Here is a 26,633-nt window from a genome sequence, read left to right on the forward strand (position 1 = left end):
TGGTCGGCGCCGTGGGGCACGGACATGGTCACGGACACGGCGCCGGTGCCGACGACCGGCGGCGGCTCGGTGTCGCGCTCGGCATCACCGCGCTGGTGCTCGTCGTCGGCGCCGTCGGCGCGGTCCTCACGGGGTCGCTGGCGCTGCTCGCCGACCTCGGGCACGTCGGCACCGACGTCGTCGCCCTCGGCACCGCCCTCGCCGCCTCCGCGCTCGCCGCCCGCCCGCCGAGCCGGCGCCGGACCTTCGGGCTCGGCCGCGCCGAGGTGCTGGGCGCGGCGCTGAACGCGGTGCTGCTGCTCGGGGTCACGGTGTGGGTCGCGATCGAGGCGGTCGAGCGCCTCGCCAGCCCCACCGAGGTGCCCGGCGGTGCGCTGCTGGTCTACGGCCTCGTCGGTCTGGTCGGCAACGTCGTCGCGCTCGCCGTCCTGCAGCGCGGCAGCGGCGGGATGAACGTCCGCGGCGCCGCGCTGCACGTGCTCGGCGACGCGCTGGGCTCGGTGGCCGTGCTCGCCGCGGCCGTGGTCACGATGACCACCGGATGGGCCTACGCCGACACGCTCGCCTCACTGGTGATCGTCGCGATCCTCCTCCCGCGCACCGTGGCCCTCCTGCGCGAGACCGGGCACGTGCTGCTCGAGGGCGCGCCCGCGGGTATCGACGTCGACGACGTGCACACCGCGCTCCTCGACGTCGAGGGCGTCGCGGAGGTCCACGACCTGCACGTCTGGGCGATCAACGACCGCAGCCCCGCCGTCTCTGCGCACCTCGTGATCTCCGACGAGGGCTGCGCCACCGCCGACTGCGGCGAGCACGGGGTGCTCGACCGCGCCACGATCGTCCTGCGCGAGCGCTTCGGGCTCGAGCACAGCACGCTGCAGATCGAGGGCGTCGAGCACGCCGGCCACGAGCAGGCCTGCGAGCCGCCCGTCGTCACCGCCGAGCGGGTGCGGGGCCTCGGGGCCCGCTGAGGGGCACACTGGGCCGCGATGGGCACCTCGCACACCGTCGTCGACAGCCCACTCGGGGCGCTGACCCTGCGCGCCGAGGACGGCGTCCTGTCCGGCCTCTACATGACCGACCACCGCCACGGTCCCGCGCCCGACGCGCTCGGGCCGCGCGCCGACGACGGGCTGGCGCCGGTGCGCGAGCAGCTCGCGGCCTACTTCGCGGGCGAGCTCACGGCCTTCGACCTCCCGCTCGCCCTGCACGGCACGGCGTTCCAGGAGCGGGTCTGGGCGGCGCTGCGCGACATCCCCTACGGCGGGACCACGACCTATGGCGAGCTCGCCGCCGCGCTCGGGTCGCCGACGGCCTCCCGGGCCGTGGGGCTCGCCAACGGCCGCAACCCGATCAGCATCGTCGTGCCCTGCCACCGCGTGGTCGGGGCGAACGGGTCGCTCACGGGCTACGGCGGCGGCGTCGCGCGGAAGCGGGCCCTGCTCGATCTGGAGTGCGGGGCGCTGACGCTCTGACGCGCGGGGCTCGCTGACCGGCTGGTCAGCGGCCCTCGGTCGAGCTCGCGTGGGGCGGCCCGGCCTGCTCGACGGGCTCGGCCTGGGCCGACTGCTCGGCGTGCTCGGCGGCACGGCGGGCCGCGTCGCCGTCGGGGTCGAACCACGGGTGCCCGCCGCGCGACGCCGGGGGCTCGGGGGACTGCGGGGGTGCCGCGGCCTGCGGGGTCTGAGGCGGTGCCGGGGTCTGCGGGCGCTGCGGGGTGCCGAGGTAGTGCCCGGGGGTCGGCGCGGCGGCCGAGGTCGCGGCGCCGGCGGGGACGGGATCGTCCGCCTGCTCGGTCGCCTCGTCTGTGCCGGTCGGGTCCTCCCGCGAGTCGTTCCCCGAGTCGTCCCGCGAGTCGTCGCCCGGACCGTCGCTCGGGTCCTCCGCGACAGGCTCGTCGGCGACCGCCTCATCGGCGGCCGGGTCCTGAGCCGGGTCCTCGTCCTCGGCCTGCTCCTCCACCGTGTCCTCGTCGGCGACGACGTCGTCCTCCGCGACCGACTCGGGCTCGGCGGGCTCGGCGGTCGCGAACACCGCGGTCTCCGGGACCTCCTGCTGCTCCGGCGCGATCGACCCGGTGTCCGAGGGCTCCTCGTCGGCGTCGAGGCCTTCGAGGTAGCCCGGGTACTCGGTGTCCTCCGCGGGCTGGTCCTCGCCGGTGGCGTCCGCCGGGGCGTCCTGCAGGGAGCCCGGGTAGCGCTCGTCGTCCTGGGCCGCGGGCTCGTCCTGCACGGGCGGGACCGGCCCGGCCGCGAAGGTCTCGGTGTCCGCGGGCTCCTCGCCGGGCGGGTCCTCGACGGGCGGAGGCCCGGGCATCGGTCGGCCGGGTCCGGGGTGGCCCATGGCGGGGTAGCCGCGGGCGGGGGTGCCGGGCCCCGGACGGCCCCCGCCGGGCACGGGCATCGAGGGCAGCGGCATCGAGGACGGGGGCATCGAGGACGGCTCGGCGCGAGGACCCCCGATCGGGAGGAAGGTCGTGCCCTCCTCGGCCACGACCTGGGCGCCCCGGTCGTCGAGCAGCGCGTGGCGGCCGGTGGGCGTGCGGTCCTGCTCCATCGCCGGCACGGGCGTCGGGGCCGACGTCGCCGGCTCCGTCGTCGAGGGCAGCCGCCGGAAGAGGGCGATGAGCAGCAGCGTCCAGGACAGCACCTGCAGCACGATCACGACGAAGCCGAGCGCGCTGGACAGCGGCAGGAGCGTCTCGGGCGTCAGACCGAAGGCCTGGAGCGAGGCCGCGGCCACGAGGAACGTCGTGATGATCACGACCACGAGCTGCAGCGCCAGCCCGAGGATGGCCGGGCCCGTGACGGTCGGCAGCGAGCGGCGGCGCATCACGGCGAGCACGAGACCGACGATCACCGGTACTCCCACCGGCAGGAAGGCGGCGGCGAGACGGACGCCGGAGTCGAGCATGGCGACGAACCTAACGGAACGGGACCGATCGGCGGAGCAGCGACCTCCCCGGTCTCGACGGGATGTGGCGGAGCGTGACCACCTCGGAGCAGGGGGTGACGGCGGGCGTCAGGGGAGGACCACCGGATCGGTGACGACGAGGTCGGGGAAGCCGAGCTGCCGGGCGACCGCGCGGGCCTCGTCGATGTCGATGGCGTCCCCCGAGCCGGTGTGCAACCACAGGAGCGAGTCCGGCTGGGTGCTGGCGTGCCAGCGCCCGTCGATCCCGAGCCGGGCGCCGCGCCGCACACCGCGTCCGCGCAGGTCGTAGCGCAGCAGAGTCGGACCGAGGGTGCCCGCGTGGTCGATCCAGAACGAGAAACGGGCCGGCCCGATCCGGCGCCCGTGACGTCCCCCCGTGCTCGAGAGGCTCATGTCCTCCAGCATGGGTCGCTGTGGGCGTCGAATCGACCGGCCGTCAGGGGAACCCGGCTGCCCCGATCGCCCCGATCGTCCGCGTCCGGGCGGTGCTCGCCGAGGCCGACGCGGTCGGCGGTTTCTTCGCGATCTCGACCCGCGACGAAGAGGCCGCGGACCCGTCGTGGCGGCCCCTCGCGTCGCTGTACGCCGTGCCCGACACCGGTCCCGATCCGGTCGGCGACCGTCTGGCCGCCGTCGCCGAGGGGCTGGACGCCGGGCGGCGGGTCGCGGCGTCGCTGCTCACGCAGTCGCTGGCGTCGCGCCCGGTGTCGATCCTGCTGTGCGCGGCGACCACCGGCGTGCTGCCCGACCTGTCGCCGCGGACGGTGCTGCACGCCCGCCCCTGGGCCGGCGGGCCGGTGCCGCTGTGGGCGGACCCCGAGCGGCTGACGGGCACGGAGCTGGGCGCTCCCGACGACCCGCTCACGGCGGCGGCGCTCGCCGAGGTGCTGGCGCGCGATCACCTCGCGCCGCTGGTCGCGGGCGTCCGGGCCCGGAGTCGGTGTCGGAGCAGGTGCTGTGGGGCAACGCGACGTCCGCGCTCGCCGGGGCGGTGCGGGTGCTCGGCGGCGAGCGCCCCGACCGCCACGACGCCGCGCTCGCGATCGTGCGGGGCGTGCTCGAGCACGAGCCCTTCGCGGGGTTCGGGCGCTTCGTCGCCGACCCCGGCCACCCGAGCGGCATCGGGTTCGCCCGCACCACATGCTGCCTCTACTACCGGGTGCCCGGCGGCGGGAAGTGCGCCGACTGCGTCCTTCGCCGGTGACGCCGTGAGCGAAGTTCCCGGCTATAGCCGGGAACTTCGCTCACGTCAGACGGGCGGCCAGACCACGAGCAGCCGGCCGGCGCCGATCAGCGCGAAGATGCCGACCAGGGCGAACAGGGCCACCCAGATGCCGCCCGGGACGCCGGTGAGGCGCTCGAGCTGGTCGGCGTCGGAGTCGGGCGCCCGGCGGCGGGTGCGCTTGCGCTGCACCTCGAGCACCGTGCGCAGCCCGCCGAGGATGAGGAACCAGGTCACGAAGCACGCGAACCCGTACTGCACGTTCGCCGAGCCGTAGGCCGCGACCACCACGAAGACCGCACCGGTGAGCGCCACCGACAGCACGCCGTAGGCGTTGCGGATGAGGATCAGCGTCGCGAGCAGCAGGACGACGGCGATCACGAGCATCGCCGAGATCGCGTCCGCGGCCACGAGCGCCGCGGCGCCGACCCCGAGGACCGGCGGGGTGGCGTAGCCGGCGGCGGCCGTCGCGACCATGCCCGGCCCGTCGCGGCGTCCCTTCGACACCGTGACGCCCGAGGTGTCGGAGTGCAGGAGGATCCGCGTCAGCGTGCGCCCCGAGCAGATCGCGACCAGGGCGTGCCCGCCCTCGTGGGCGATGGTCACGACGTTGCGGGCGAGGCGCCACGTGCCGTGGACGCCGACGACGAGCAGCGCGACGAGGCCCGCGAGGATCACCAGCGTGGCCTGCGTCTGGCCGCCGGTGAGCTCGTCGAGGGCGCCGTCGAGGGTGCTGCTGGAGGGCAGCTCGAACGGGAGCGAGAGGCCGGTCGTCACGATGGGTGCACGGTATCGGGGCGGCCGATCTCGTCACGTACGGGTGCGACGCGCATGCTGAGGCTGTGACCGACACCGCCGGCGGCGCCGACACCATCCGGATGGGCAGCGCCAGGGGCCGCTGGATCCTGCTGACGACCGTGCTCGGGTCGGGGCTGGCCCTGCTCGACTCGACAGTGGTCAACATCGCGCTCGAGCGCATCGGCGCCGAGTTCGACGCGAGCTTCGCGGCGCTGCAGTGGACGATCAACGGCTACACGCTCACCCTCGCCGGCCTGATCCTGCTCGGCGGCTCGCTCGGCGACCGCTTCGGCCGCCGCCGGGTCTTCGTCATCGGCGTCGTGTGGTTCGCGGTGGCCTCGGCGCTCTGCGGGCTCGCGCCGTCGGTGGAGTTCCTCATCGCCGGGCGCGCGCTGCAGGGGGTCGGTGGCGCGCTCCTGACCCCGGGGAGCCTGGCGCTGATCTCCGCGTCCTTCCACGGCAGCGACCGGGCCGCGGCCATCGGCGCGTGGTCGGGCCTGGGCGGCGTCGCCGGGGCGATCGGCCCGTTCCTCGGCGGCTTCCTCGTCGAGTGGACCTGGCGCGCGGTGTTCCTCATCAACATCCCGTTCGCCGTGGTGATCGTGGTCGTGGCGCTGCGGCACGTCCCGGAGTCACGCGACCCGCAGGCGAGCCACCACCTCGACGTGCCCGGCACGGTGCTCGCCGTCGCCGGCCTCGGGGCCCTGACCTGGGCGCTCACCGCCGCCGGGGAGGACGGGGGCACCCCCGCGGTGATCGTCACCGGGGTGGTGGGCGTGCTCGCCCTCCTCGCGTTCGTCCTCGTCGAGCGGCGCTCGCGAGCACCGCTCGTGCCCGGCGAGCTGTTCGCCAACCCGCGCTTCACGGCCGCCAACGTCATCACCCTGCTCGTCTACGGGGCGCTGGGCGTGAACTTCGTGCTCGTCGTCCTCCAGCTGCAGGTGGTCGCGGGGTTCAGCCCGCTCGCGGCCGGCACGGCGATGCTGCCGATCACCGTGATCATGCTGCTGCTCTCGGCCCGCTCGGGGCGTCTGGCGCAGCGCATCGGGCCGCGCTGGCCGATGACGGTCGGGCTCCTGCTCGCCGCAGGCGGGATGGTCCTGCTGGGCCGGATCGGGGCCGGCGCGTCGTACTTCGTGGACGTCCTGCCGGCGGTGGCGCTGTTCGGGCTGGGGCTCGCGGGCACGGTCGCCCCGCTCACCGCGACCGTCCTCGACGCCGCCGACGACCGCCACGTCGGCATCGCCTCGGGCGTCAACAACGCGATCGCCCGGGCCGCCGGCCTGCTCGCCGTCGCGCTGATCCCGGCCGTCGCGGGCATCTCCGGGCAGGACTACACCGACCCGCCCGCGTTCTCCGCGGGATTCGCGACGGCCATGACCATCTCCGCCGGGCTGCTCGTCGTCGGCGCCCTGCTCTCGGCGGTGCTGCTGCGGCCCCGGCGGGGTCCGGCCGCACCGGCCGAGCCCGAGGAACCGGCCCGCTTCCCCACCGAGTCCTGCACCTACTGCGCCGTCAACGCGCCCCAGCAGTACCCGCGCGACCCCGTCTGACGCCCGGGCAGGGCCCGGCCCGCGGGGTTCGGTGTCGGGTGCTCTCCAGGTCGATCTCCCGACAGTGCCGCCAGTGTCCTGGGGCACGACGACACTGGTGGCACTGTCGAGAGATCGACATGGAGAGGTCGCGCCTGCGCGAGGGGCACGTTCGGCAGGCGCCCGGGCGAGTCGATCCTGCGCAACGTGCCCGTCGCGCCCGCGAGGGCGGCGGACGGCGTCAGGCCAGCGCCTCGAGCACCGCGTCGACGTCGGCGTGGGTGTTGTGCAGGTGGAAGCCGAGGCGGGCGGCCCCGCCGCGCAGGGCCGCGCGGATGCCGGCGGCGGCGAGCCGGTCGGCGGCGCCCTCGTGGCGCAGGGCCACGATCGCCGACTCGGCCGATGGCAGGTCGAGCCCCGCACGCAGGCGGTTGGCGAGCCCGACCCCGTGGTCGTGCACCGCGGTGGCGTCGAGGCTCTCGAGCCAGGGCAGGGCGGTCGCGGCCCCGACGTGCGCGAGCCACGCGGGGGAGAGGTCGAAGCGGCGGGCGTCGGGGTGCAGGCGCAGGGGCAGCCCGTAGATCGCGTCCCAGCCCCCGGCGTACCAACCGGACTGGTGCGGGACGAGGCGCTCGGCGAGCCGGTCGGAGACCGCCATCCACGAGGCACCGCGCGGCGAGAGCAGCCACTTGTAGCCGCCGGCGACGACGACGTCGGCCCAGGAGAGGTCGGCGGGCAGCCAGCCCAGCGACTGGGTCGCGTCGAGGACGACGAGGGTGTCGGGACCGACCTCCGAGCGCAGGGCGTCGAGGTCGACCAGGGCGCCGTCGGCGGAGGCCACCACGCTCACGGCCACCACGTCGGCCGAGACCGTCCGTTCCGGCAGGTCCTCGAGGGGCACCTCGGTCACCTCGTGGCCGGCCGCCGCGAACGGGAAGGTGACGCTGGTGAACTCGCGGTCCGCGGTGAGCACCCGCGTCCCGGCCGGCAACGACGCCGCGACGAGCCCGAGTAGGCCCGACACCGCGCTGCCCAGCACCACCGACGCCGACGGCACCCCGACGAGCCGGGCGAACGACGCCCGCGCGGTGTCGACGGCGCCGTCGAACTGCGGCGGCGAGGACTCCGCCCGTCCCCACGCCGCGACCGCGTCGGAGACGGCGTCGACCACCGGCCGCGGCGGGACCCCGATGGACGGGGTGTTGAGGTAGATGCCCTCGACGTCGAACGTGGTCCCGAACGCATTCCGCACGTCGCCCAGGCTAGATCAGGACGTCAGTGCAGAGCGTGGACGACGGCGTGCCGGCGCCGGCTCATCCGGCACCACCGCGCGGCGTGAAGCGCCGGAGCCGGAGGCTGTTGCCGACCACGAAGACGCTCGAGAACGCCATCGCCGCGCCGGCGATCATGGGGTTGAGCAGGCCGAGCGCGGCCAGGGGGAGCGCGACCACGTTGTAGGCGAACGCCCAGAACAGGTTGCCCTTGATCGTCCCGAGCGTCCGCCGGGCCAGGCGCAGGGCGTCCGGCACGACCCGCAGGTCGCCGCGCACCAGGGTGAGATCGCCCGCCTCGATCGCCGCGTCCGACCCGGTGCCCATCGCGAGCCCGAGGTCCGCGCGCGCCAGGGCGGCGGCGTCGTTGACCCCGTCGCCGACCATGGCGACGACCGCGCCCCCGCGCTGCAGGCGGGCCACCTCGTCGGCCTTCTCCTCGGGCAGCACCCCGGCGATCACCGTGTCGATGCCGACCTGGTCGGCGACGGCGCGGGCCACGGTCTCGTGGTCGCCGGTGAGCAGGACGGTGCGCAGTCCCATGCCGTGCAGCGCGGCGACCGCGTCGGCGGAGGTCGGCCGGACGGTGTCGGCGACGGCGAGCACGCCGCGGGCGGTCAGCACACCGGCGTCGTCCGCCCACGCCACCGCGACGGGCGTGGCGCCACCGGCCTCGACGCGGGCGACGGCGTCGGCGAGCTCGGCGTCGACGGCGACGTCCTCGGCGTCGAGGAGCCGGGTGCGCCCGACGACCACGGTGCGGCCCTCGACGGTCCCGCGGACGCCCAGGCCGTCACGGGCCGCGACGTCGACGGCGGCGGGCAGGACTCCATCCAGCTCGGGGAGCCGCTCGCGGGCCGCGTCCGCGACGGCGCGGGCGACGGGGTGGGTGAGCGCGTCCTCGAGGGCGCCGGCGCGGCGCAGCAGCTCGTCCTCGTCGACCCCCGCGAGCGGGGTGACGTCGACCAGGGCCATCTCGCCGGTGGTGACGGTGCCGGTCTTGTCGAGCACGACGGTGTCGACCCGGCGGGTGGACTCGAGCACCTCGGGGCCGCGCAGCAGGATGCCCAGCTGGGCGCCGCGCCCGGTGCCGACCATCAGCGCGGTCGGCGTCGCCAGCCCCAGCGCGCAGGGGCAGGCGATGATGAGGACGGCGACGGCGGCGGTGAACGCCGCCGACGCCCCCGCCCCGAGGAGCAGCCACACCGCGAGCGTGCCGAGCGAGAGGGCGATGACGACCGGCACGAACACCCCGGACACGCGGTCGGCGAGGCGCTGCACCTCGGCCTTGCCGTTCTGGGCCTCCTCGACCCGCCGGGCGATCCGGGCCAGGCGGGTGTCGGCGCCGACGGCGGTCGCGCGCACCACGAGGCGCCCGCCGACCGCGACCGTCGCGCCGCTGACCCGGTCGCCCGGGCCCACGTCGACGGGCACCGACTCGCCGGTCATGGCGCTGGCGTCGATCGCCGAGCGGCCCTCGACGACGACGCCGTCGGTGGCCACGGTGTCGCCGGGGCGCACGACGAACTCGTCGCCGAGTACGAGCCGGTCGACCGGAATGCGCTCCTCGCGCCCGTCGCGGCGTACGGCGACGTCCTTCGCCCCGAGGTCGAGCAGGGCGCGCAGCGCGTCGCCGGCCCGGCGCTTGGCGCGCGCCTCGAACCAGCGCCCGGCCAGCACGAACGTGGTCACCGCCGACGCGGCCTCGAGGTAGATGGCGTCGGGCCCGCCGGCAGCGGTCAGCGAGAGCCCGTGGCTCATGCCCGGCATCCCGGCGCCGCCGAGGAACAGGGCGTAGAACGACCAGCCGAGCGCGGCGAGCGTGCCCACCGACACCAGGGTGTCCATGGTCGCGGCGCCGTGTCGCAGGTTGGTCCAGGCCGCGCGGTGGAAGTCCTGACCGCCCCAGACGACGACGGGCGCGGCGAGGATCGCGGAGAGCCACTGCCAGTACGTGAACTGCCAGGCGGGCACCATCGCGAGCACGACGACGGGCAGCGTCAGCGCCAGGCTGACGAGCAGGCGGGTGCGCAGGACGTCGGCGTCGCCCGGACCGGGGCGGTCGTCGTCGCCGGGGGTTCCCGCCGGGGTGGGCACGGTGGCCCCGTAGCCGAGCTTCTCGACGGTGGCGACGAGGTCGTCCACCCCCACCGACGCCGGGTGGTCGACCCGGGCGTTCTCGGTGGCGTAGTTGACGCTGGCGGTGACGCCGTCGAGGCGGTTGAGCTTGCGCTCGATGCGCGCGGCGCACGAGGCACACGTCATGCCGGTGATGGCCAGCTCGACGCGCCGGGCGTCGGCCCCGGTGGGCGCCGGGGCGGACGGCACGGACGGTGCACTCACCGCAGACCTCCCTCTCTCGACACCTCCTCAGTACCCCTGGGGGGTATGAGTGTCAAATCGCCGGCCCGAAAGTGGCCGGGTGGTCGTCGATCACGCGCGGCGAAGTGGTGTGATGGTTTCGTGACCTCTTACCGGCTGCCGCCGCAGCCGGGGCCGGACGGTTCCGCGGGACGCCCCCGCCCGTACGGCTCCGGCGGGCCCGTCGCCGCTCCGGCGCGCCACCGCGCGCCCGAGGGCTCGGGTGTCGCGGTGCTGACCGGACCCCGGCCGGTGGCCCCCTCCGCAGGTCACCGGGCACCCGCGCCGTTCGTGCCGCCCCCGGCGTACGGCGGGCCGCCGTCCCGGCACGCCCGGGTACCCGGTCCGCCTCCCGGCCACCACGCGCCGCCGCCGCGGCACGGGGGCGCGCCCGCTCCCCGCCCGGCACCCCAGCCCGCCGCACCCCAGCCCGCCGCGGCACGGCCCCCGGTACCCCCGGCTCCCCAGCCCCCGGCCCCGCAGCCCCCGGCCCGGCCGACCCGCGCGCCGCAGCCCGCTCCGTCGCCGGACGAGGCGGCGCGCAAGCCCCGTACCGCCCCGCAGCCGGCCGTCGCCCGCCGCGCGGAGACGCCGGCCGGGACGCCGGCACCCGCGACCCGCCGGAGCTCCTCGGTCCGCAGCGCGGACGCCCCGCGGCGGTCGGCACCTGCGGCGCCCCGACGATCGAGGAGCGCCCCCGGCGCCGCCGGACCACGGGCCTGCCGCTGGGCCTGGGCGCCGCGGTGGTCGGTGCGGTGGTGGCCGGCACGCTGGTCACCGTCGACAGCCTCAACGGGGGTTCGAGCACGCTGGCCGCGCTGGCGCTGCCGCCGGACGACACCACCGAGACGGTCGCGCCGCCCACCGCCCCGGACGCGCCCGAGGTCGACCTCGCCGGCGCCGCCACCGCCGGCGAGGAGGCGGGCGCGCGGGACGACTTCCGCGTCGCCGTCTCGGTCGCCGACACGGCCACCGGCGAGCTCGCGCCGGGGTCGAACGGCGAGGACACGTTCAACACCGCGTCGCTGGCGAAGCTCTTCCTCGTCGTCGACATGCTCGAGCGTCAGCGCGCCGGCGAGATCCAGCTCGGTGCCCGCGACCTGCGCCTCGTGCACGCCGCCCTGAGCTCCAGCAGCGACCCCGCGATGAACGCCCTGTGGACCGAGTACGACGGCCCCGCGGCGATCAGCCGGGTCGCGCGGTCGGTGGGCCTCGAGGACACGACCAGCCCGGACGACCCCTCCCAGTGGGGCGAGGTGCAGACCTCGGCGCGCGACATGGTGAAGCTCCTGCGGCACGTGCAGGTCGAGCTCCCGGCGCCCGACCGCGACCTGGTCCTGCGGTCGATGTCCGACGCGCCCCGCATCGCCGGCGACGGGTTCGACCAGGGTTACGGCTTCCTCGACGGGCGCTCGCCGGTCAAGCAGGGCTGGCTGTGCTGCCTGGGCTCGCGGGGCGACATGCACTCCGTGGCCGTCGTCGACGGGCGCTTCGTGGTCGCGGTGATGACCAACGAGCCGATGGTCGAGTCGCCCCGGGGCTACGACGCGGCGCGCGAGTCGGTCAACGCGGCCGCCGGCGCCGTGCGTCAGGCGCTCGGGCCGACCGTCGACGCCAGGTAATCTGGGCGCTGCACCACGGCGCCCAGGAGGGTCATGAACGGCTACGCGGGCCACAAGGACGACCACCTGCGGCGGCTGCGCCGCATCGAGGGTCAGGTCCGCGGCATCGCCAAGATGATCGAGGACGACAAGTACTGCATCGACGTCCTCACCCAGGTCTCCGCGGCGACCCACGCGCTCCAGAACGTCGCCCTCGGGCTGCTCGAGGAGCACATGGGCAGCTGCGTCGTCGACGCCGCGAAGGCGGGCGACGAGGAGGCCGCCGAGAAGGTCCAGGAGGCCTCCGCGGCGATCGCCCGTCTCGTCCGGTCCTGATCCGGCGCCGGAGTCAGCTCCGGGCGGGCAGCGCGCCGTCGAGCTTCGCGCGCAGCTCGGCCGCGAGGGCCTCGACGCCACCGAAGCGCCGGTCGATGACGACCTGCCCGACCACGCCCAGCAGGACGGCGGGCCACTCCATGAGCCCGGCGATCCCCGCGCCGAGGTAGAGCCCGTAGACGAGCAGGCTCGCCGGGTCCGGGCTGTGCGCGCGGAACCAGGCGCGGACGGCCTCCTCGTCCCCGGCGTCGAGGGCGGCGAGCAGGTCGGGGGCGTCGTACGGCTGCTGGGCCTCCTCGGACGGCAGGGCCGGCGTGCGCGTGGCGGCCTCGGCCGGCACGGCGGCGAGGTGCGGGCGGGGGGCGGTCGTGCCGTCGGCCATGGGGTGTCCTCTGGAGGTCGGCGAGGTGGACGGACGTCGTCCGGCTACCCACCCTAGGGCGGGGGAGTCGTCCCGCCGTGAACGATCTCGGCGGGCGGGCCCCGCGCACTCAGCCCGGGAAGACCGCGTCCAGGGCCCGGCGGCGCTCGGCGCGGTCCAGTCCGCGGAGGTCGGCGGGCCCGTGCTCGGTGACCACGACGTCGACGTCGTGCGCGGCGGTCGTCACGGGGCGGGACAGGTGCTCGACGCGCGTCGACCGGCCGCGGTGCTGCGACGCGACCGCGATCACCGAGAGCCCGCGCGTCGAGCGGGCGGCCGCCGCCGCGTAGTCGGGATGCCCGCCGATGCCCCCGACCAGGGCGTTCCGGGTGCCCTCGACGTTCACCTGACCGTCGAGGTCGACCTCCACCGCGGTGTTCACCGCGATGAGCGGCGGCTCGGCGGCGAGCCGCGAGGGCTCGTGGGTGTGCTCGATCCGGTGCACCACCGGGTGCCCGGCCCGCCCGCGGGCGTCCGCCCAGGCGTAGAGCGCGGGGGTGCCGACGAGGTAGGTGGCGACGGGGTCGGAGAGCAGCAGGCCCGCCTCGTCGAGGGTGACCACCCCGTCGCCGAGCAGGCCGGAGTCGGCATGCACCCGGACCCCGGCGGCGCGCACCCCGTCGACCACGGCCGCGCCGAGCGTCCCGGGCGCCCACTGCAGGCGCACCCCGTCGGTGAGCAGGCCGGCGACGTGGCGGCCGATGGCCTCGTGCTCGGCGCTCGGGGTGGCCGCCGGTGCCGGCGCGTGCGGGCCGCCGGGCGCCTCGCCGAGCACGAACACCTGCTCGTCGGGCAGCGGCGGCCCGGCGGCGGCGCGGGGAGCTCGGGGTCGAGGACGACGGCGAGCGGCACGCCGAGGTCGATCACCGCGCGGACCCAGGACACCTCGGCGCCCAGCACCGCCCCGACCGGCCCCGGCGCCGCGGCGACCACGAGCACGTCGGGGCGCAGCGGGCCCGCCAGCAGCGCGGGCATGGCCGCGAGCCGGGCGGGCACGGCGTGGATGTGCCCCGCCTCGGCGGCGGTCCGCAGGCCCCATCCCGGCATCACGGTGCGCGCGTCGGCGAAGGCGTCGAGCTCGAGCCCGTCGGCGGGGCCGGGCAGCCAGCCGGTGACGAGCCGCAGGTCCCCGCGTTCGCGCGCCAGGGCCGAGAGCAGCGGGTACGCCGCGCGCGGGCTGCCGCAGCCGTCCGCGAGGGCGATGCGTGCGCCGGGGCGGACCAGGCCGGCGAGGATGCCGCCGTCGAGCGCCATGATCGAAGCTTCGCACGTGCGTGATGTGGGTCGTCAGGACGACCCACGTCACTCACGTGCGCGCAGCGCTTCCCAGCACCCCGCGGGCGATGATGACCTGCTGGATCTGGCTCGTGCCCTCGTAGATCCGGAACAGGCGCACGTCGCGGTACATGCGCTCGACGGGCACGCCGCGCATGTAGCCCGAGCCGCCGTGGACCTGCACCGCCCGGTCGGCGATGCGCCCGACGGCCTCGGAGCAGAAGTACTTCGCCGTCGACGGCCCGAGGGTGGTGTCGGAGCCGTCGTCGTAGGCCTTGGCCGCCTCACGGACCAGCGCCCGCCCGGCGTGCCAGTCGGTCACCGAGTCGGCCACGAGGCCCTGCACGAGCTGGTAGGTCGCGATCGCGTGCCCGCCCTGCTCGCGCACCGTCGCGAACTCCGTCGTCTCGTGCACCAGCCGTGCGGCCATGCCCATGCACAGCGCGGCGATGTGCAGCCGCCCGTGGGCCAGGCAGCGCATGGCGGTGACGAAGCCGCGGTGCAGGCCCTCGTCGCCGCCGACGAGGTTCGCCGCCGGCACGCGGACGTCGTCGAGGTAGACCTCGCACGTCCACGACCCCCGCTGGCCCATCTTCGCGTCGTGCTCGGAGAACGAGACGCCGGCGGCGTCGGTGGGCACGAGGAAGGTCGAGATGCCCTTGGCCGGGGAGGCCTCCGCGTCGGTGCGCGCGAAGACCATGAGCACGTCGGCCAGCGGTGCGTTGGTGATCCAGCGCTTCTGACCGGTGATCACCCACTCGTCGCCGTCCCGCACGGCCTTGGTCGTGAGCGACGACGGGTCGGACCCGGCGTCGGGCTCGGTGAGCGCGAAGGACGCGACGACCTCGCCCGAGGCCAGGCGCGGCAGCCACTCCTGCTGCTGCTCGGCGGTGCCGCCGGTGAGCAGCACCTGCCCGGCGATGCCGTTGTTGGTGCCGAACAGCGAGCGCAGCGACGGCGTCGTCCAGCCGAGCTCCATCGCGAGCTCGACCTCCTCGCGCATCGAGAGCCCGATGCCCCCGAACTCCTCGGGGATCGCGAAGCCGTAGAGCCCCATCGCCTTGCACTGCTCGCGCAGCTTGGCGGGCACCTCGTCGGCGGCCTCGATCTCGTCCTCGCGCGGCACCACCTCCTCGCGCACGAACTCGCGCACCGAGGACAGGACGTCGGCGAAGTCATCGGCCTCCATGGCGCTCACGGTGTCACGTTCCGTGCGGCTGCGCCGTCCTTCCTCCGACAGCGCCCGATCACCCCCGGAGGCCCCCGATGTCCCGCATCCCGCTCGTCCCCGACCGCGACGCCGGCGTCCTCGGCCGCCTCGCCTACGCCTACGCCCGCCGGCGCTTCGGCGAGGTGCCGGAGCCGTTCCGGGCGCTGCGTCACCACCCCGGCCTGTTCCGGACGTCGGCGATCGCCGAGTCGCTCGCCGAGAGGGCCGCGACGGTCCTGCCGGCGCGGTTCCGTGACCTCGCCGTCTATCGCACGGCCACGCAGGTCGGCTGCTCGTGGTGCGTCGACTTCGGGGAGATGCTCTGGCTGCGCCAGGGTCTCGACGGCGACCACCTGCGTCGCGCCGCCGCCGACGGAGCCCCCGACGACCCGGACTTCGACGACGACGAGCGCGCGATCCTCGCCTACGCCGACGCCATGACCGCGCAGCCGCCGACGGTCACCGACGCCCAGGTCGCCGACCTCGACACCCGGCTCGGCCACGCGGGGCTCGTCGAGCTCACCTACCTGATCGCCGTGGAGAACCAGCGCGCCCGCATGAACCTCGCCCTCGGGCTGCACACCCAGGGCTTCGCGGCCTCCTGCGAGGTGCCGGCCACCTCGCCGGTCAGGGCGGTGTCTTCCGCGGGGCCTTCTCCGGGGTGAGCACCGCGTGCACGGCGAGGGCGCGGCCCCCGTCGACGGTCAGGGCGACGACGATCGGGGCCGGCTCGGCGGGCACGAGCAGGCCCGCCTCGCCGTTGACCAGCACCGGCCGGGCCCCGGCCAGCAGCTCCGGCCCGGCCTCGTGGACCAGCGCGACGAGCAGGCGCGCGACCTTGTCCGCGCCCACCACGATGCGCCGGGCGGCCTTGACGATCCCGCCGCCGTCGGTGCGCAGCGCGGCGTCCGGGTGCAGCACCGCGACCAGCGCCGGCACGTCGCCCGCGGCCAGGGCCGCGACCAGGGCGTCGAGCACGCGGCGCTGCTCGGGCTCCGGGACGGCGTCGGGCAGGTCGCCGGCGTCGGCCGCGGCGCCGACCGCCTTCCGGGCCCGCGAGGCGAGCTGGCGGGCGGTCGGCGTCGTGCAGCCGAGCACGTCGGCGACGTCGTCGAACCCCACGCCGGCGGTGTCGTGCAGGACGAAGGCGACGCGCTGGTCGGGGGAGAGGCGCTCGAGGACGAGCAGCGCCGCGATCCGCACGTCCTCGCGGGCCACGACGGCGTCGAGCACGTCGTCGGGCCCCGTCGTCACCAGCGGCTCCGGGAGCCACGGCCCGACGTAGCGCTCGCGGCGGGCCGGGGCCGAGCGGACCCGGTCCAGGCAGAGCCGCCCGACGGCCGTCGCCAGCCACGCCCGGGTGTCGCGGACCTGCGCGCGGCCGTCGGCACCGAGCCGGTCCCAACGCAGCCACGCGTCCTGCACGGCGTCCTCGGCGTCGGCACGCGAGCCGGTGAGCCTGTAGCCGATCGCGAGCAGGTGGGCGCGGTGCTCCTCGACGGCGAGCGGCTCTGCGGTCACACGCCGCCGCCCGCCCCGTACTCGATCTCCCGGCGACGGCGCTGCTCCTCGGCCATCGCCTCGTTGCCCTGCGTCGGGCTCGGCCCCGAGGGCTGCTCGGTGGTCCACTGCTCGGGCGGGATGCGGTCGTCGATCGGCATGTGCAGACGCCGGCGGGGCGTCGTGCCGTCGTCGTCGCTCATCGTCGTCCCCCTCGTCGAGATCCCTCGTCGGGTCGGGGCCCGACGATAACGCCGGTGTCCGCGCTCAGCCGAGCATCGCGCGGACGACCGCGGAGTAGTCCTCGAACGCCCGCCGTCCGGCGACGGTGAGGGCGACCCACGTGACGGGTGTGCGGCCCTGGTGGGCCTTGGCGACCTCGACGTACCCGGCGTCCTCGAGCTTGCGCAGGTGCGTCGAGAGGTTCCCCGCCGTCATCTCCAGCAGCTGCTGCAGGCGCGGGAAGGTGATCCGGTCGTCGGGGGAGAGGGCCGCGAGCGCGACCATCACCCGCAGCCGGGCCTGGGCGTGGATGACGGGGTCGAGGTCGGGCACCGCCGCTGCCTGCTCCGCGGCCGCGTCGTCCCGCTGCTCGGTGCTCACGCCCCCCGCCGCATCCGCCGCCGCGACACGATCGCCAGGACGATGAAGCCGCCGCCGCCCGCGAGGGCCAGGACCAGGAAGTTCGCCGGGTAGCCGACGACCACGCTCGCGGCCGCGGAGACGAGGATCCACACGCCGAGCGCGTACTGCCCGCTGCCCGGCCACAGGAGTCCGCCCGCGATCGTCAGCAGCCCGACCACGATCAGTGCCGAGCCCGACCAGATCAGCGAGATGACCGGCCCGGGCACGCCGTAGCCCACGAGCTGGCTGTTGGCGACGCCCAGCACCGCGAAGCCGAGCGGCCAGCTCCACCCGTAGAGCGCGCGGACCCGCTGCGAGGGCCCGGCGACGCCCCGGAACGTCCGTCGTGTGGTCAGCACCACGGTGGACAGGGCGAGGACGAACGCGAGGGCGACGACGACCGTCGTGACGAGCGGCGGCAGCACCCCGGGCCCGACCGTCAGCCACACCGCGCCGAACGCGACCAGATACGCGAGACCCCAGGGCAGGAAGATCCCGAGCGGATCGGGGCGCAGGTCCGCCCGGGTCCGTCGTCCCTGCTCCTCCATGAGGTTCAGCGACTCGGCGGGCGACAGGGGGCGGTCGGGCTCGTGGGTGGGTTCGTGCGTCGGTGACGCGGCCATGGCGTGCTCCTCGGTCTGCTCCCCGGATCGGTCTTGCGTGACGACGAGTTTGTCATGCAAAGTTCTCGGCGACAAGACCGGGGAGGTCGGCATGGAGGAGCGGACGCGGGGCGTGCTGCGGTCGGCGGCGCCGGTGCTGGTGGACGTCGGCGGCCCGCTGGCGGTGTTCGGCGTGCTGCGCCTGGGCGGGGTCGCGACGGTGCCGGCGCTGGTCGGGGCCGGGTCGGTGTCGGTGGTGACGCTCGTGGTCACCGTGGTGCGCGAGCGCCGGGTCTCGGCGCAGACGGTGCTCGTCGCGCTGCTGGTCGCGGCCGGTCTCGGGCTCACGCTGGTGACGCACGATCCCCGCCTGCTCCTCGTGAAGGCGTCGGTCGTGTTCGCGGTGGTGGGCTCGGTGATGCTCGCGAGCTGCCGGCGCGGGCGGCCGCTGTTCTACGGCTACCTCGAGCCCCTGGCCGCGGCCCGCCACCCCGAGGGGGCGGCCGGGTTCGCCGCGGGCTGGGCGGAGGTGCCGCGGTTCCGGTTCCTGCTGCGTCGCATGACCGCGGTGTGGGGCGCGACGTGGCTCGTGGAGAGCGTGCTGCGCGTGGTGATCGTGTACGCGTTCCCGCTCGAGCGCGTGGGCGCCGCGCTCGTCGTCGCGACCGTGGCGATCCCGGTCCTGCTCACGCCGGCGACCGTCGTGTCGGCGCGCGACGGCCGGGAGCTGCAGCGCCTGGGCGAGGCGCGAGCGTCTGCGTGGCCCGATCGGCGTGCTCCCCTGATCGGACGCTCAACGTCTGCGGCGCCACGCCGCTGACACCTGCAGGCCTAACGCACGCCCCGCATCGCCCGCCGGATCCACGGCGAGAGGGCGAACAGGATGAGCCCGAGGACGATGGCCGCGGCGCCGGTGATGCCGAAGTAGGCACCCTCGTTCTCGGGGGTGTAGTAGCCCGCGAGCGTGCCGGAGAGCGCCGAGCCCAGCGAGATCGTCAGGTAGAACAGCGCGACGGTGAGGTTGCGGAACGCCGCGGGGCCGACGCGGGTCGAGAGCGACAGCCCGACCGGCGAGAGGTTGAGCTCCGCGAGGGTGAAGACGAAGAGGATCAGCACCAGCGCGAGCACGGGCGTGGTGTTGCCCGTCCCGCCGGCCCAGGGCAGGAAGAGCAGGTAGGCGATGCCCATCCCGGTCGCGCCGAGGGCGAACTTCACCGGCGTCGACGGCGCGCGGTCGCCGAGCTTCGTCCACATCAGCGCGAAGAGCGGGGCGAGCACGATGACCCAGAACGGCTGGATCGAGTTCGGCCAGTTGACCGGGAACTCCCAACCGAAAAGGTTCCGGTCCAGACGTGTGTCGGAATAGAGCGTGACCACGGTGAACTGCTGCTGGAACAGCGACCAGAACACCACGCTGCCCAGCCACATCGGGATGAACGCCCGCACGCGGCTGCGCTCGTCGCCGTCGACCTTCGGGCTGGTCAGCATGATCGCGAAGATCCCGATCGAGATCAGCGCGACGACGATGGCGACGGCCGTCGAGAGGTTCGCCGCGGTCAGGACGCCCGTGGCGAAGCCGGCGACGACGAGTGCGACGACCACCACGACGCCCAGGGCCGGCCGCAGCCAGGCGCCCGCGGGCAGCGGGTCGGGGACGGCGGCGGCGCTCGAGGGCAGGCCGCGCCGGCCGAGGGCGTAGATCGTGAGGCCGACCGCCATGCCGATGGCCGCGAGGCCGAACGCCCAGTGGAAGCCGGCGAGCTCCTGGGTGAGTCCCGTGAGCAGCGGGCCGATGAGGGCGCCGATGTTGATGCCCATGTAGAAGATCGAGAACCCCGCGTCGGCGCGCGGGTCGTCGCGGGCGTAGAGCGAGCCGACGACGGTGGTCGCCGACGTCTTCACCCCACCGCTGCCGAGCGCCACCAGCACGAGGCCGACCACGACGCCGGCGACGCCGGGCAGCACCGCGAGCGCGACGTGCCCGACCATCACCGTGATCGCCGAGACGAACAGCGTGCGCTCGGCGCCGAGCAGCCGGTCGGCCACCCAGGCCCCGACCACGGCCGCGAGGTACACCAGCCCGCCGTAGGCGCCGATGATGCTGGTCGCGGAGGCCTCGGGGAAACCGAGCCCGCCCTCGGTCACGGCGTAGTACAGGTAGTACGCCATGACGGTCTGCATCCCGTAGAACGAGAAGCGTTCCCACAGCTCGACCGAGAACAGGCTGCCCAGCGCGAGCGGGTGGCCGAAGAAGCGACGGTCGGTGGAGGGCCCGGAGTCGGCCGACGGGGTCCCGGTCGCTGGAGTCGGGGTCACGGCGTGCAGGGTCCTCCTTGCGGAGCGCGACCGCCAGATGCGTCGTCCGACCGCAACACCTGCGCCTTTCGGCCTCTCTCCGCGCTTCGTGTCGACAGACGGACACGAAAGGGGCACTCTGCGCCACCACGCTCGGCACGGCGGTCGGGCGGGCGCGGGAGGTGGGCTCGTGTACATCCAGAACGACACCCCGTTGGGCGGCTCGCTCGTCTGGAGCTCGCTGGTCGCGGTGCTCCCGCTGCTGACCCTGTTCGTGCTGCTGGGCGGTCTGCGCGTGCGCGCCTGGCTCGCCTCGCTGATCGGGCTCGCGGTCGCGCTGCTCGTCGCGATCCTCGCCTACGGCATGCCCGTCGGGCAGGCGCTGCTCGCCGGCACCGAGGGCGCGGTCTTCGGCTTCTTCCCGATCCTCTGGATCGTCATCAACGCGCTGTGGATCTACCAGATGACGGTCGTGACCGGACACTTCGACGTGCTGCGGCGCTCGTTCGGCTCGGTCTCGGACGACCAGCGCGTGCAGGCCGTGATCATCGCGTTCTGCTTCGGCGCGCTGCTCGAGGCGCTGGCGGGCTTCGGCACCCCGGTCGCGATCTGCACCGTCATGCTCATCGCCCTGCGCTTCAGCCCGCTCAAGGCCGCGGTGGTGGCGCTCGTCGCCAACACCGCACCCGTCGCCTTCGGGGCCATCGCCGTCCCGATCACCACGCTGGCCCAGGTGACCGGCCTGCCCGAGGACGCCCTCGGCGCCATGGTCGGGCGCCAGACCCCGATCCTCGCCGTGTTCGTGCCCTTCGTGCTCGTGGGGCTCGTCGACGGGTGGAAGGGCATCCGGGAGACGTGGCCGGTGGCGCTGGTCGCGGGCCTCGTCTTCGGGGTCGCCCAGTTCGTGACCTCGAACTACTTCTCGCTCGCGCTCACCGACATCGTCGCGGCGCTGCTCGCCGCGGGCGCGGTGGTGCTGCTCGTGCGCATCCGCCCGCCGCGCCACGTGATGGTCGGCGCCGACGCCTCGTCCGACACCCGCGAGCCCGTGACCGTGGGCTCCGGAGGCGGAGGCACCGGGGACGAGCCCGGGACGCCGCAGGCTCCGGAGGGGGCCGCCCACGACGATCACCATCGGGACAGCCGGCGCGACACGGTCCTCGCCTACGTGCCCTACCTGATCATCATCGCGCTGTTCTCCATCCAGCAGATCCCGGCGGTGGACGACGCGCTCGGCGCCACGACGACGAAGTTCAGCTGGCCGGGGCTCAACGTGGTCACCGAGGCCGGGAAGCCGGTCTCCACGCAGACGTTCAACCTGAACTGGCTCGAGGCCGCGGGCACGATCCTGCTCATCGCCGGCATCCTCACGGCGATCGTGCTGCGGCTGCGGCCCGGCGCCGCGCTCACCGCGTACTGGCGCACCCTGGTGCAGCTGCGCACCGCGATCGTCACCGTCATGGCCGTGCTGGCCCTGGCCTACGTCATGAACACGTCGGGCCAGACGCTGACCCTCGGCGGCCTGCTGGCGGGCACCGGCGGCTTCTTCGCGGTGCTCTCGCCGGTGCTGGGCTGGCTCGGCGTCGCGGTCACGGGTTCGGACACGTCGGCGAACTCGCTGTTCGGCGCGCTCCAGGTCACGGCGGCGCGGGGCGCAGGACTCGATCCGATCCTGCTGGCCGCGGCCAACAGCTCCGGCGGCGTGCTCGGCAAGATGATCTCGCCGCAGAACCTGGCGATCGCGGCGTCGGCGGTGGCCATGAGCGGTCGCGAAGGGGAGATCCTCCGCAAGGTGCTGTTGTGGAGCCTCGTGTTCCTCGCGGGCATGTGCGTCCTCGTGTACCTCCAGTCGACCCCGGTGCTGAGCTGGATGGTCGTGAGCGGCTGATCGCACGGAGTAACGAGGGAGAACCGCTCGGCGACTCGTCACCCGAACGGTGCTCCTCGCCGGGGTCTGCTGGGCACCCGATGGTTTGATCGTCAGCGATACCGAGCTGGCGCACGGAGGGGTGGCATGGATCCGGTCCTGATCATCGTCGGGGTCGCTGTACTGGTGCTGATCCTCGGGATCGTGCTCGTCGTCGTCTCGCGCAGCCGCTCGCGATCGCGCCGCGCGGCGCTGCGCAGTCAGTTCGGCGACGAGTACGACCGTGTGGTGGACGAGTACGGGACGAGCAACGGCGAGCGCGAGCTGCGGGCGCGGCTCAAGCGGCGCCGCGAGATCGAGGTGCGCGAGCTCGGCGGCGACGAGCGCGACCGCTTCGGTCAGGCCTGGGAGGCGGCGCAGTCGACGTTCGTCGAGCACCCGTCGACCGGGCTGCGCGACGCCGACCTGCTCGTCCAGCAGGTGATGCGCGAGCGGGGCTATCCGGTCGAGCGCTTCGAGGAGCGCGCCAAGATGATCTCGGTGGACCACCCCGACCTCGTCGAGCGCTACCGCGCCGCCCACCGCACCTCGACCGAGGTCGAGGAGGGCCGCGCCGACACCGAGGACATGCGCCAGGCGATGGTCGACAACCGCTACCTGTTCGACGCCCTGCTCGGGGGCGGCGACGCGGCACGGACGCGGCGGATGTGAGCGCGGACGTGGGGGAGGACGCGGGCACGGCGCGCGTGCTCGGCAACCGCTACGAGCTGCAGGGCCTGATCGGGCGCGGCGGGATGGCCGAGGTCCACCGCGCGGTCGACCGCGAGCTCGGGCGCACCGTCGCGGTGAAGCTGCTGCCGGCCGAGCTCCGCGGCGACGCCGAGTACGGAGGGCGGCTGCGGGACGAGGCCCGCGCGGCCGCCGTGATCGACCACCCGCACGTCGTCGCCGTGCACGACGTCGGGTTCTCCGGCGGGTCCGAGGTCTTCGTCGTCATGGAGTGCGTCGAGGGACGCACGCTGCGCGACGAGCTCCGCGAACGCGGCCGCTTCGAGCCGGACCAGGCCGCGGCGGTGCTGGTGCCGGTGTGCGAGGCGCTCGCCGCCGCCCACGACCGCGGGATCGTGCACCGCGACGTCAACCCGGGCAACGTCATGCGCTGCAGCGACGGCACCGTGAAGCTGATGGACTTCGGCATCGCGCAGGTCGCGGACGTCGAGGGCTTCACCGGCACCGGCGTCGTCATGGGCACCGCGGCCTACCTCTCGCCCGAGCAGGTGCGCTGCGAGGCGCTCGACGGGCGCTCGGACGTCTACGCCGTCGGCTGCACCCTCTACGAGCTGCTCACCGGCCGGACCCCGTTCCAGGGTCCGAGCTCGGTGGAGGTGGCGTCCCAGCGGCTGCGCGAGTCGCCCGTCCCGCCCCGGCGGTACGTGCGCGACATCTCGCCCGACCTCGACGCCCTCGTGCTGCGCGCCATGGCCCTCGAGCCGACGATGCGCCACCACGACGCCCGCGAGCTCGCCGACGACCTGCGCCGCTTCGCCGCCCCGGACCCCACCGTGCGCACCGACGTGATCACGACGCGGGACCGGGGCTCCGGCTCCGCTCCCGGCGGCGGTCGTGTCCCGGCGACGCGGCCGCAGGACGTCCCCGACGAGGGGCCGAGCGCGGGCGAGCACGAACCGTGGTCGGCCGTGCGGCGGATCGGGATCACCCTCGTCGTGCTCGCGGTGCTCGTCCTCGTCGGCGCGGGGTTCCTGCTGCTCGCGCGGTGATCTCCCCGACCTCCCTGGAGCCGGGATCACGACGCCCGACCGTTGATCACCAGGCTGAGAAGCACTCCACCGACGTCTTCGGAGGTGCGTTTCGACCTGGTGATCACGTGCAGGTCGGCACCTCAGGCCGGCACCTCAGGCCGGCTGCCCGATCCGGCGCAGCGACAGCCGGCCGTCGGCCGGGCCCGACGACGCCCACGCCCCCGACGCGACCGTCCACGTCCGCCCGTCGTAGGTGACGCTCTCGAGCGCGAGACGCTCGCCGTGGGCGACGAGCCAGGTGGCCAGCGCCCACCCGTTCTCCGCGGGCTGCGCGCCGGAGAGCCGCGAGGTCCCGAGCTCGCGGGTGGCCAGCTCCGCGACCGCGCCGGTGCCCGGGTCGGCGGGCGGGGTGGCCGGGAGGTCGACACACGTCCACGCCCCCGGCGCCTGCCCGAGCAGGGCGACGGCCATGAGGCGCGCCTCGGGCTCGTGGTCGGCGTAGGCCTCGGGGAAGCCGCTGCGCTGCACGGTTTGCGCGGCGACGGTGACGTCCATGGTCGTCCAGCCGGGGACCTGCACGAGCGCGGTGTAGAACGCGGTGGCGCTGTAGACGGGGTCGAGGATCTCGTCCTCGGACCCCCAGCCCTGGCTCGGGCGCTGCTGGAACAGGCCGAGGGAGTCGCGGTCGCCGCCGCGCAGGTTCGCGAGCCCCGACTCCTGGATCGCGGTCGCGAGCGCCACGGTCACCGCGCGGTCCGGCACCCCGAGGCTGCGGCCGACGCCGACGATCGTCGCGGCGCTGTCGGCCTGATCCGGGGTGAGCGTCCAGGAGGTGGGCAGGCCGGGGGAGTCGGGCGGCGCCGTGATCGTGCAGCGCGGGTTCGCGGTGATCTCGCTGTCCGAGAGCACGACGACGAGCGTGACGACGAGCGCGAGCACCGCCAGGACGACGACGGCCACCACCCCGAGACGGGCGCGCGCGGCCAGCGGCGAGCTCAGGACGGCCCTCCCTCGGACATGTCGGCGCGGTGCTCGGTGACCGCGGCCACGACCTCTGCGAGGAAACGATGGATCACGGCCAGTTCGTCGGGCGTGTAGCCGGCGAGGACGCCGTCGAGCCGCGACGCGAGCGGACCGAAGAACGCGCGCCCGACGTCGGCGCCGGCTGCGTCGTGGTGCAGCGTCACGCGGCGGCGGTCGACCTCGTCGCGCACGCGGTGCAGGTGGCCGAGGCGCTCGAGGCGGTCGACCGCGGCCGTCGTCGCCCCCGAGGAGAGCCCGACCTCCTCGCCGAGGCGCCCCGGGGTCAGCGCGGCGCCCGCCCGCTCCGCCCGCAGGACGGCGAGCAGGGCCTGGGCGTCGGTGCGGTGCAGCCCCTGGCCGGCCGCGAACGCGTGGCCGAGCCGGCCGGCCTCGTCGGCGTAGTCCTGCAGGAGCTCCACCAGCTCGCGCCGACCGGCCTCCGTCACACCGTGCATGTTAGCGGCGATCCGGGTAATCTCCACCATCGAGAGGTTCGACGATGGAGGGATAGCTCATGACCGCGACCGTGGCCGGCCCGACGACGAGGGCCACCGTGGGTGACCGTGTGCGGGCCGGCGCCCTGCTGCTGGTCGCGCTGCTGCAGATCGTGGCCGGCGGGCTCGGCGGCTCGGGGGCGTTCGGCCTGTCGGTCGGCGTCGTCGCCCGCGAGAACACCACCGTCGTCATGCCGGTGCCCGCGGCCTTCTCGATCTGGGGTGTGATCTACGCGGGCATCCTGCTGCTCGCCGTGCGCCAGGTGCTGCCCGGCCAGCCGTCGCGGCCCGTGCACCGGGCGACGGGCTGGTGGCTCGTGGCCTCGGGGGTCTTCAACACCGGCTGGATCCTCGCCTTCTCCGCGCAGGCGGTCGTGCTCGCCCAGGTGATCATCGTCGCGCTGCTCGTGGTGCTCGCCGTCGCCATGGCCCGCCTCACCGCGCACCCCGCGGCCGACGCCGCCGACCGGCTGATGCTCCACGGCCCCGTCGGCCTGTATGCGGGCTGGGTGAGCGTCGCGACCGTGGTCGGCGCGGCCACCACCGGCACCTTCCTCGGCGCACCGGGCGAGGGCGGCGTCGCGACCGTCCTCGGGGCGCTGATCCTGCTGGTCACCGGCGCGATCGCCGCGGCCGTCGTGGCCCGGGGCGCCGCCGCGCTGCCCTACGCGGTCTCGGTGGTCTGGGCGCTCGGGGCGATCGTGGTCATGGGCCCGCCCCTGGCCGTGGTGGTGGCGGCCCTCGTGGCGCTGGTGGCGGTCGTCGCGGTCCTGGTCCGCCGGGTCCTCACCGCCCCGCCCGGGCGCCGCGTCCCCGCCGCCTTCGGCTGAGCCGTTTGGCGCACGGGGTGTGCCAGCCCTGCGTCCACGCTGGCACTCAACGTCAGTAGATCCCCCTCGATCATGAGTGTCCCGGGCCGTGAGCGAGACCTCAGCCCGCCGACCGATCACCTCAGGACCCCGCGCACGTAGACGCAGCGAACAGGACGCTCGCTGCGACAGGGGACGGCGCGGGTGATGAGGTGATCGAGGTCGGGCGCGGGCGAGGAGGGCACCGGGTGCTGGTGTGGCTGGTGCGCGTGGTCGGCGTGGTCTGGCTCGCCACGGTGCTGTTCGTGGCCGTCGGCAGCTACGCCCCGCGGCTCCCGGTGATCGGGTTCCTCGGGTCGTTCGTCACCGGCCAGTACCCCCTGCACGCCGCGCTGGCGGCGCTCGCCGGCGTCGGGCTCGGCGGGCTGGCCTGGGCGCTGCGCTCTCCACGCACCGGGATCGTCGTCGGCGCGCTCGCCCTCGTCGCGACGGTCGGGCTCGGCGCCGTCCTCGTCGACCAGACCCGCACCGCCCGCGCCGAGGGGGCCGCCATCGACTGGTGGGCCGCGCTCACCGTCACCGGCCAGCCCGACGGGCGCCCGGACCGCACCGAGCAGTACGGGGTCGACGAGCTCGGCCGGCCGCTGCACCTCGACCTCTACCGCCCCGCCGGCCCCGGCCCCCACCCGGTGGTCGTC

General features: G+C 75.2%; 28 protein-coding genes. 12 read left to right on the plus strand and 16 right to left on the minus strand.

What is annotated here, in order from left to right; translation table 11 throughout:
• The first annotated feature begins 11 nt into the window (after window positions 1-11).
• Both ACQPYN_RS13350 and ACQPYN_RS13355 read left to right on the plus strand, forming a co-directional pair.
• Window positions 12-971, plus strand: a complete 960-nt coding sequence (locus ACQPYN_RS13350; protein WP_433037582.1) for a cation diffusion facilitator family transporter — start codon at window positions 12-14, stop codon at window positions 969-971.
• A gap of 18 nt (window positions 972-989) precedes the next feature.
• Window positions 990-1,475, plus strand: coding sequence for a methylated-DNA--[protein]-cysteine S-methyltransferase (locus tag ACQPYN_RS13355; protein ID WP_433037584.1), 486 nt, complete (start codon window positions 990-992; stop codon window positions 1,473-1,475).
• 25 nt (window positions 1,476-1,500) lie between these two features.
• Here the strand turns inward: ACQPYN_RS13355 and ACQPYN_RS13360 are convergent, their stop codons facing one another.
• Window positions 1,501-2,913, minus strand: a complete 1,413-nt coding sequence (locus tag ACQPYN_RS13360) for a hypothetical protein (protein ID WP_433037587.1) — start codon at window positions 2,911-2,913, stop codon at window positions 1,501-1,503.
• A gap of 108 nt (window positions 2,914-3,021) precedes the next feature.
• Window positions 3,022-3,327, minus strand: a complete 306-nt coding sequence (locus ACQPYN_RS13365) for a hypothetical protein (RefSeq protein WP_433037590.1) — start codon at window positions 3,325-3,327, stop codon at window positions 3,022-3,024.
• 547 nt (window positions 3,328-3,874) lie between these two features.
• Here ACQPYN_RS13365 and ACQPYN_RS13370 point away from each other — a divergent pair.
• Complete coding sequence (locus ACQPYN_RS13370) at window positions 3,875-4,138, plus strand: (2Fe-2S)-binding protein (RefSeq protein ID WP_433037592.1); 264 nt, start codon at window positions 3,875-3,877, stop codon at window positions 4,136-4,138.
• A 45-nt stretch (window positions 4,139-4,183) separates the two neighbouring features.
• Here ACQPYN_RS13370 and ACQPYN_RS13375 read toward each other — a convergent pair whose 3' ends face one another.
• On the minus strand, window positions 4,184-4,933 hold the full coding sequence (locus ACQPYN_RS13375; protein WP_433037595.1) for a M50 family metallopeptidase: 750 nt from the start codon (window positions 4,931-4,933) through the stop codon (window positions 4,184-4,186).
• A gap of 101 nt (window positions 4,934-5,034) precedes the next feature.
• Between ACQPYN_RS13375 and ACQPYN_RS13380 the strand changes: the two genes are divergently transcribed.
• A complete protein-coding gene (locus ACQPYN_RS13380) occupies window positions 5,035-6,507 on the plus strand; it encodes an MFS transporter (protein WP_433038869.1) in 1,473 nt (490 codons plus the stop codon).
• Window positions 6,508-6,727: 220 nt separating this feature from the next.
• On the opposite strand, the gene ACQPYN_RS13385 is transcribed toward ACQPYN_RS13380, so the two are convergent.
• Window positions 6,728-7,738, minus strand: a complete 1,011-nt coding sequence (locus tag ACQPYN_RS13385) for an aminotransferase class V-fold PLP-dependent enzyme (RefSeq protein WP_433037598.1) — start codon at window positions 7,736-7,738, stop codon at window positions 6,728-6,730.
• A gap of 61 nt (window positions 7,739-7,799) precedes the next feature.
• Window positions 7,800-10,100, minus strand: coding sequence for a heavy metal translocating P-type ATPase (locus ACQPYN_RS13390; RefSeq protein WP_433037600.1), 2,301 nt, complete (start codon window positions 10,098-10,100; stop codon window positions 7,800-7,802).
• Between the two features lie 773 nt (window positions 10,101-10,873).
• Here ACQPYN_RS13390 and ACQPYN_RS13395 point away from each other — a divergent pair.
• Window positions 10,874-11,740, plus strand: coding sequence for a serine hydrolase (locus tag ACQPYN_RS13395; protein ID WP_433037602.1), 867 nt, complete (start codon window positions 10,874-10,876; stop codon window positions 11,738-11,740).
• Window positions 11,741-11,773: 33 nt separating this feature from the next.
• On the plus strand, window positions 11,774-12,055 hold the full coding sequence (locus ACQPYN_RS13400) for a metal-sensitive transcriptional regulator (RefSeq protein ID WP_433037604.1): 282 nt from the start codon (window positions 11,774-11,776) through the stop codon (window positions 12,053-12,055).
• 13 nt (window positions 12,056-12,068) lie between these two features.
• On the opposite strand, the gene ACQPYN_RS13405 is transcribed toward ACQPYN_RS13400, so the two are convergent.
• The 3 genes from ACQPYN_RS13405 to ACQPYN_RS13415 all read right to left on the minus strand — a co-directional run bounded on the left by ACQPYN_RS13405 (window position 12,069) and on the right by ACQPYN_RS13415 (window position 14,940).
• Entirely contained in the window at window positions 12,069-12,437 is a 369-nt protein-coding gene (locus ACQPYN_RS13405) for a hypothetical protein (RefSeq protein ID WP_433037606.1), read from the minus strand.
• A 109-nt stretch (window positions 12,438-12,546) separates the two neighbouring features.
• Window positions 12,547-13,257: an acetyl-CoA hydrolase/transferase C-terminal domain-containing protein gene (locus ACQPYN_RS13410; protein WP_433037608.1), complete on the minus strand. Its 711-nt coding sequence runs from the start codon at window positions 13,255-13,257 to the stop codon at window positions 12,547-12,549.
• Between the two features lie 525 nt (window positions 13,258-13,782).
• Window positions 13,783-14,940: an acyl-CoA dehydrogenase family protein gene (locus ACQPYN_RS13415; RefSeq protein ID WP_433037610.1), complete on the minus strand. Its 1,158-nt coding sequence runs from the start codon at window positions 14,938-14,940 to the stop codon at window positions 13,783-13,785.
• Window positions 14,941-15,017: 77 nt separating this feature from the next.
• Between ACQPYN_RS13415 and ACQPYN_RS13420 the strand changes: the two genes are divergently transcribed.
• Window positions 15,018-15,626, plus strand: coding sequence for a carboxymuconolactone decarboxylase family protein (locus ACQPYN_RS13420; protein ID WP_433037612.1), 609 nt, complete (start codon window positions 15,018-15,020; stop codon window positions 15,624-15,626).
• On the opposite strand, the gene sigJ is transcribed toward ACQPYN_RS13420, so the two are convergent.
• From sigJ to ACQPYN_RS13440, 4 genes are all read right to left on the minus strand, one after another.
• Window positions 15,589-16,482 carry an RNA polymerase sigma factor SigJ gene (gene sigJ / locus ACQPYN_RS13425; RefSeq protein WP_433037614.1) on the minus strand — a complete coding sequence of 298 codons (894 nt, stop codon included), beginning with the start codon at window positions 16,480-16,482 and terminating at the stop codon, window positions 15,589-15,591. The two genes, ACQPYN_RS13420 and sigJ, sit on opposite strands and share 38 nt — an antisense overlap.
• Complete coding sequence (locus ACQPYN_RS13430; RefSeq protein WP_433037615.1) at window positions 16,479-16,664, minus strand: hypothetical protein; 186 nt, start codon at window positions 16,662-16,664, stop codon at window positions 16,479-16,481. The genes sigJ and ACQPYN_RS13430 overlap by 4 nt, the downstream gene beginning before the upstream one ends.
• Window positions 16,665-16,728: 64 nt before the next feature.
• Window positions 16,729-16,968 carry a transcriptional regulator gene (locus tag ACQPYN_RS13435; RefSeq protein WP_433038871.1) on the minus strand — a complete coding sequence of 80 codons (240 nt, stop codon included), beginning with the start codon at window positions 16,966-16,968 and terminating at the stop codon, window positions 16,729-16,731.
• A 92-nt stretch (window positions 16,969-17,060) separates the two neighbouring features.
• On the minus strand, window positions 17,061-17,708 hold the full coding sequence (locus ACQPYN_RS13440; protein ID WP_433037617.1) for a hypothetical protein: 648 nt from the start codon (window positions 17,706-17,708) through the stop codon (window positions 17,061-17,063).
• A 91-nt stretch (window positions 17,709-17,799) separates the two neighbouring features.
• Here ACQPYN_RS13440 and ACQPYN_RS13445 point away from each other — a divergent pair, with 91 nt between their 5' ends.
• The gene (locus ACQPYN_RS13445; RefSeq protein WP_433037619.1) at window positions 17,800-18,507 is read left to right on the plus strand and encodes a VC0807 family protein; all 708 of its coding nucleotides are present in this window, start codon (window positions 17,800-17,802) and stop codon (window positions 18,505-18,507) included.
• Between the two features lie 11 nt (window positions 18,508-18,518).
• Here the strand turns inward: ACQPYN_RS13445 and ACQPYN_RS13450 are convergent, their stop codons facing one another.
• Entirely contained in the window at window positions 18,519-20,003 is a 1,485-nt protein-coding gene (locus ACQPYN_RS13450; RefSeq protein WP_433037621.1) for a peptide MFS transporter, read from the minus strand.
• A gap of 169 nt (window positions 20,004-20,172) precedes the next feature.
• On the opposite strand from ACQPYN_RS13450, the gene ACQPYN_RS13455 reads away from it, so the two are divergent.
• The 3 genes from ACQPYN_RS13455 to ACQPYN_RS13465 all read left to right on the plus strand — a co-directional run bounded on the left by ACQPYN_RS13455 (window position 20,173) and on the right by ACQPYN_RS13465 (window position 23,627).
• Window positions 20,173-21,870: an L-lactate permease gene (locus ACQPYN_RS13455; protein WP_433037623.1), complete on the plus strand. Its 1,698-nt coding sequence runs from the start codon at window positions 20,173-20,175 to the stop codon at window positions 21,868-21,870.
• A gap of 126 nt (window positions 21,871-21,996) precedes the next feature.
• Window positions 21,997-22,560 carry a hypothetical protein gene (locus ACQPYN_RS13460; protein ID WP_433037625.1) on the plus strand — a complete coding sequence of 188 codons (564 nt, stop codon included), beginning with the start codon at window positions 21,997-21,999 and terminating at the stop codon, window positions 22,558-22,560.
• A complete protein-coding gene (locus ACQPYN_RS13465) occupies window positions 22,557-23,627 on the plus strand; it encodes a protein kinase domain-containing protein (protein WP_433037627.1) in 1,071 nt (356 codons plus the stop codon). Before ACQPYN_RS13460 ends, ACQPYN_RS13465 begins: the two co-directional genes overlap by 4 nt.
• Before the next feature lie 135 nt (window positions 23,628-23,762).
• Here ACQPYN_RS13465 and ACQPYN_RS13470 read toward each other — a convergent pair whose 3' ends face one another.
• Both ACQPYN_RS13470 and ACQPYN_RS13475 read right to left on the minus strand, forming a co-directional pair.
• Complete coding sequence (locus ACQPYN_RS13470; RefSeq protein WP_433037629.1) at window positions 23,763-24,572, minus strand: hypothetical protein; 810 nt, start codon at window positions 24,570-24,572, stop codon at window positions 23,763-23,765.
• Between the two features lie 32 nt (window positions 24,573-24,604).
• Window positions 24,605-25,078, minus strand: coding sequence for a MarR family transcriptional regulator (locus ACQPYN_RS13475; protein ID WP_433037631.1), 474 nt, complete (start codon window positions 25,076-25,078; stop codon window positions 24,605-24,607).
• A gap of 68 nt (window positions 25,079-25,146) precedes the next feature.
• Here ACQPYN_RS13475 and ACQPYN_RS13480 point away from each other — a divergent pair, with 68 nt between their 5' ends.
• Window positions 25,147-25,956: a tryptophan-rich sensory protein gene (locus ACQPYN_RS13480; protein WP_433037633.1), complete on the plus strand. Its 810-nt coding sequence runs from the start codon at window positions 25,147-25,149 to the stop codon at window positions 25,954-25,956.
• A 116-nt stretch (window positions 25,957-26,072) separates the two neighbouring features.
• Here the strand turns inward: ACQPYN_RS13480 and ACQPYN_RS13485 are convergent, their stop codons facing one another.
• Window positions 26,073-26,621 (minus strand): hypothetical protein, encoded by a 549-nt coding sequence (locus ACQPYN_RS13485; protein ID WP_433039192.1) that lies wholly within the window; start codon window positions 26,619-26,621, stop codon window positions 26,073-26,075.
• Window positions 26,622-26,633: the final 12 nt, after the last annotated feature.

This window comes from Actinomycetospora sp. CA-053990, from assembly GCF_050948445.1.
GTDB classification, from domain to species: Bacteria; Actinomycetota; Actinomycetes; order Mycobacteriales; family Pseudonocardiaceae; genus Actinomycetospora; species Actinomycetospora callitridis.

Coding starts and splice junctions, on each gene's coding strand:
- ACQPYN_RS13355 (WP_433037584.1), top strand. CDS start 990: ATGGGCACCTCGCACACCGTCGTCGACAGCCCACTCGGGGCGCTGACC.
- ACQPYN_RS13360 (WP_433037587.1), bottom strand. CDS start 2,913: ATGCTCGACTCCGGCGTCCGTCTCGCCGCCGCCTTCCTGCCGGTGGGA.
- ACQPYN_RS13365 (WP_433037590.1), bottom strand. CDS start 3,327: ATGAGCCTCTCGAGCACGGGGGGACGTCACGGGCGCCGGATCGGGCCG.
- ACQPYN_RS13380 (WP_433038869.1), top strand. CDS start 5,035: ATGGGCAGCGCCAGGGGCCGCTGGATCCTGCTGACGACCGTGCTCGGG.
- ACQPYN_RS13400 (WP_433037604.1), top strand. CDS start 11,774: ATGAACGGCTACGCGGGCCACAAGGACGACCACCTGCGGCGGCTGCGC.
- ACQPYN_RS13405 (WP_433037606.1), bottom strand. CDS start 12,437: ATGGCCGACGGCACGACCGCCCCCCGCCCGCACCTCGCCGCCGTGCCG.
- ACQPYN_RS13415 (WP_433037610.1), bottom strand. CDS start 14,940: ATGGAGGCCGATGACTTCGCCGACGTCCTGTCCTCGGTGCGCGAGTTC.
- ACQPYN_RS13420 (WP_433037612.1), top strand. CDS start 15,018: ATGTCCCGCATCCCGCTCGTCCCCGACCGCGACGCCGGCGTCCTCGGC.
- ACQPYN_RS13430 (WP_433037615.1), bottom strand. CDS start 16,664: ATGAGCGACGACGACGGCACGACGCCCCGCCGGCGTCTGCACATGCCG.
- ACQPYN_RS13435 (WP_433038871.1), bottom strand. CDS start 16,968: ATGGTCGCGCTCGCGGCCCTCTCCCCCGACGACCGGATCACCTTCCCG.
- ACQPYN_RS13440 (WP_433037617.1), bottom strand. CDS start 17,708: ATGGCCGCGTCACCGACGCACGAACCCACCCACGAGCCCGACCGCCCC.
- ACQPYN_RS13445 (WP_433037619.1), top strand. CDS start 17,800: ATGGAGGAGCGGACGCGGGGCGTGCTGCGGTCGGCGGCGCCGGTGCTG.
- ACQPYN_RS13460 (WP_433037625.1), top strand. CDS start 21,997: ATGGATCCGGTCCTGATCATCGTCGGGGTCGCTGTACTGGTGCTGATC.
- ACQPYN_RS13480 (WP_433037633.1), top strand. CDS start 25,147: ATGACCGCGACCGTGGCCGGCCCGACGACGAGGGCCACCGTGGGTGAC.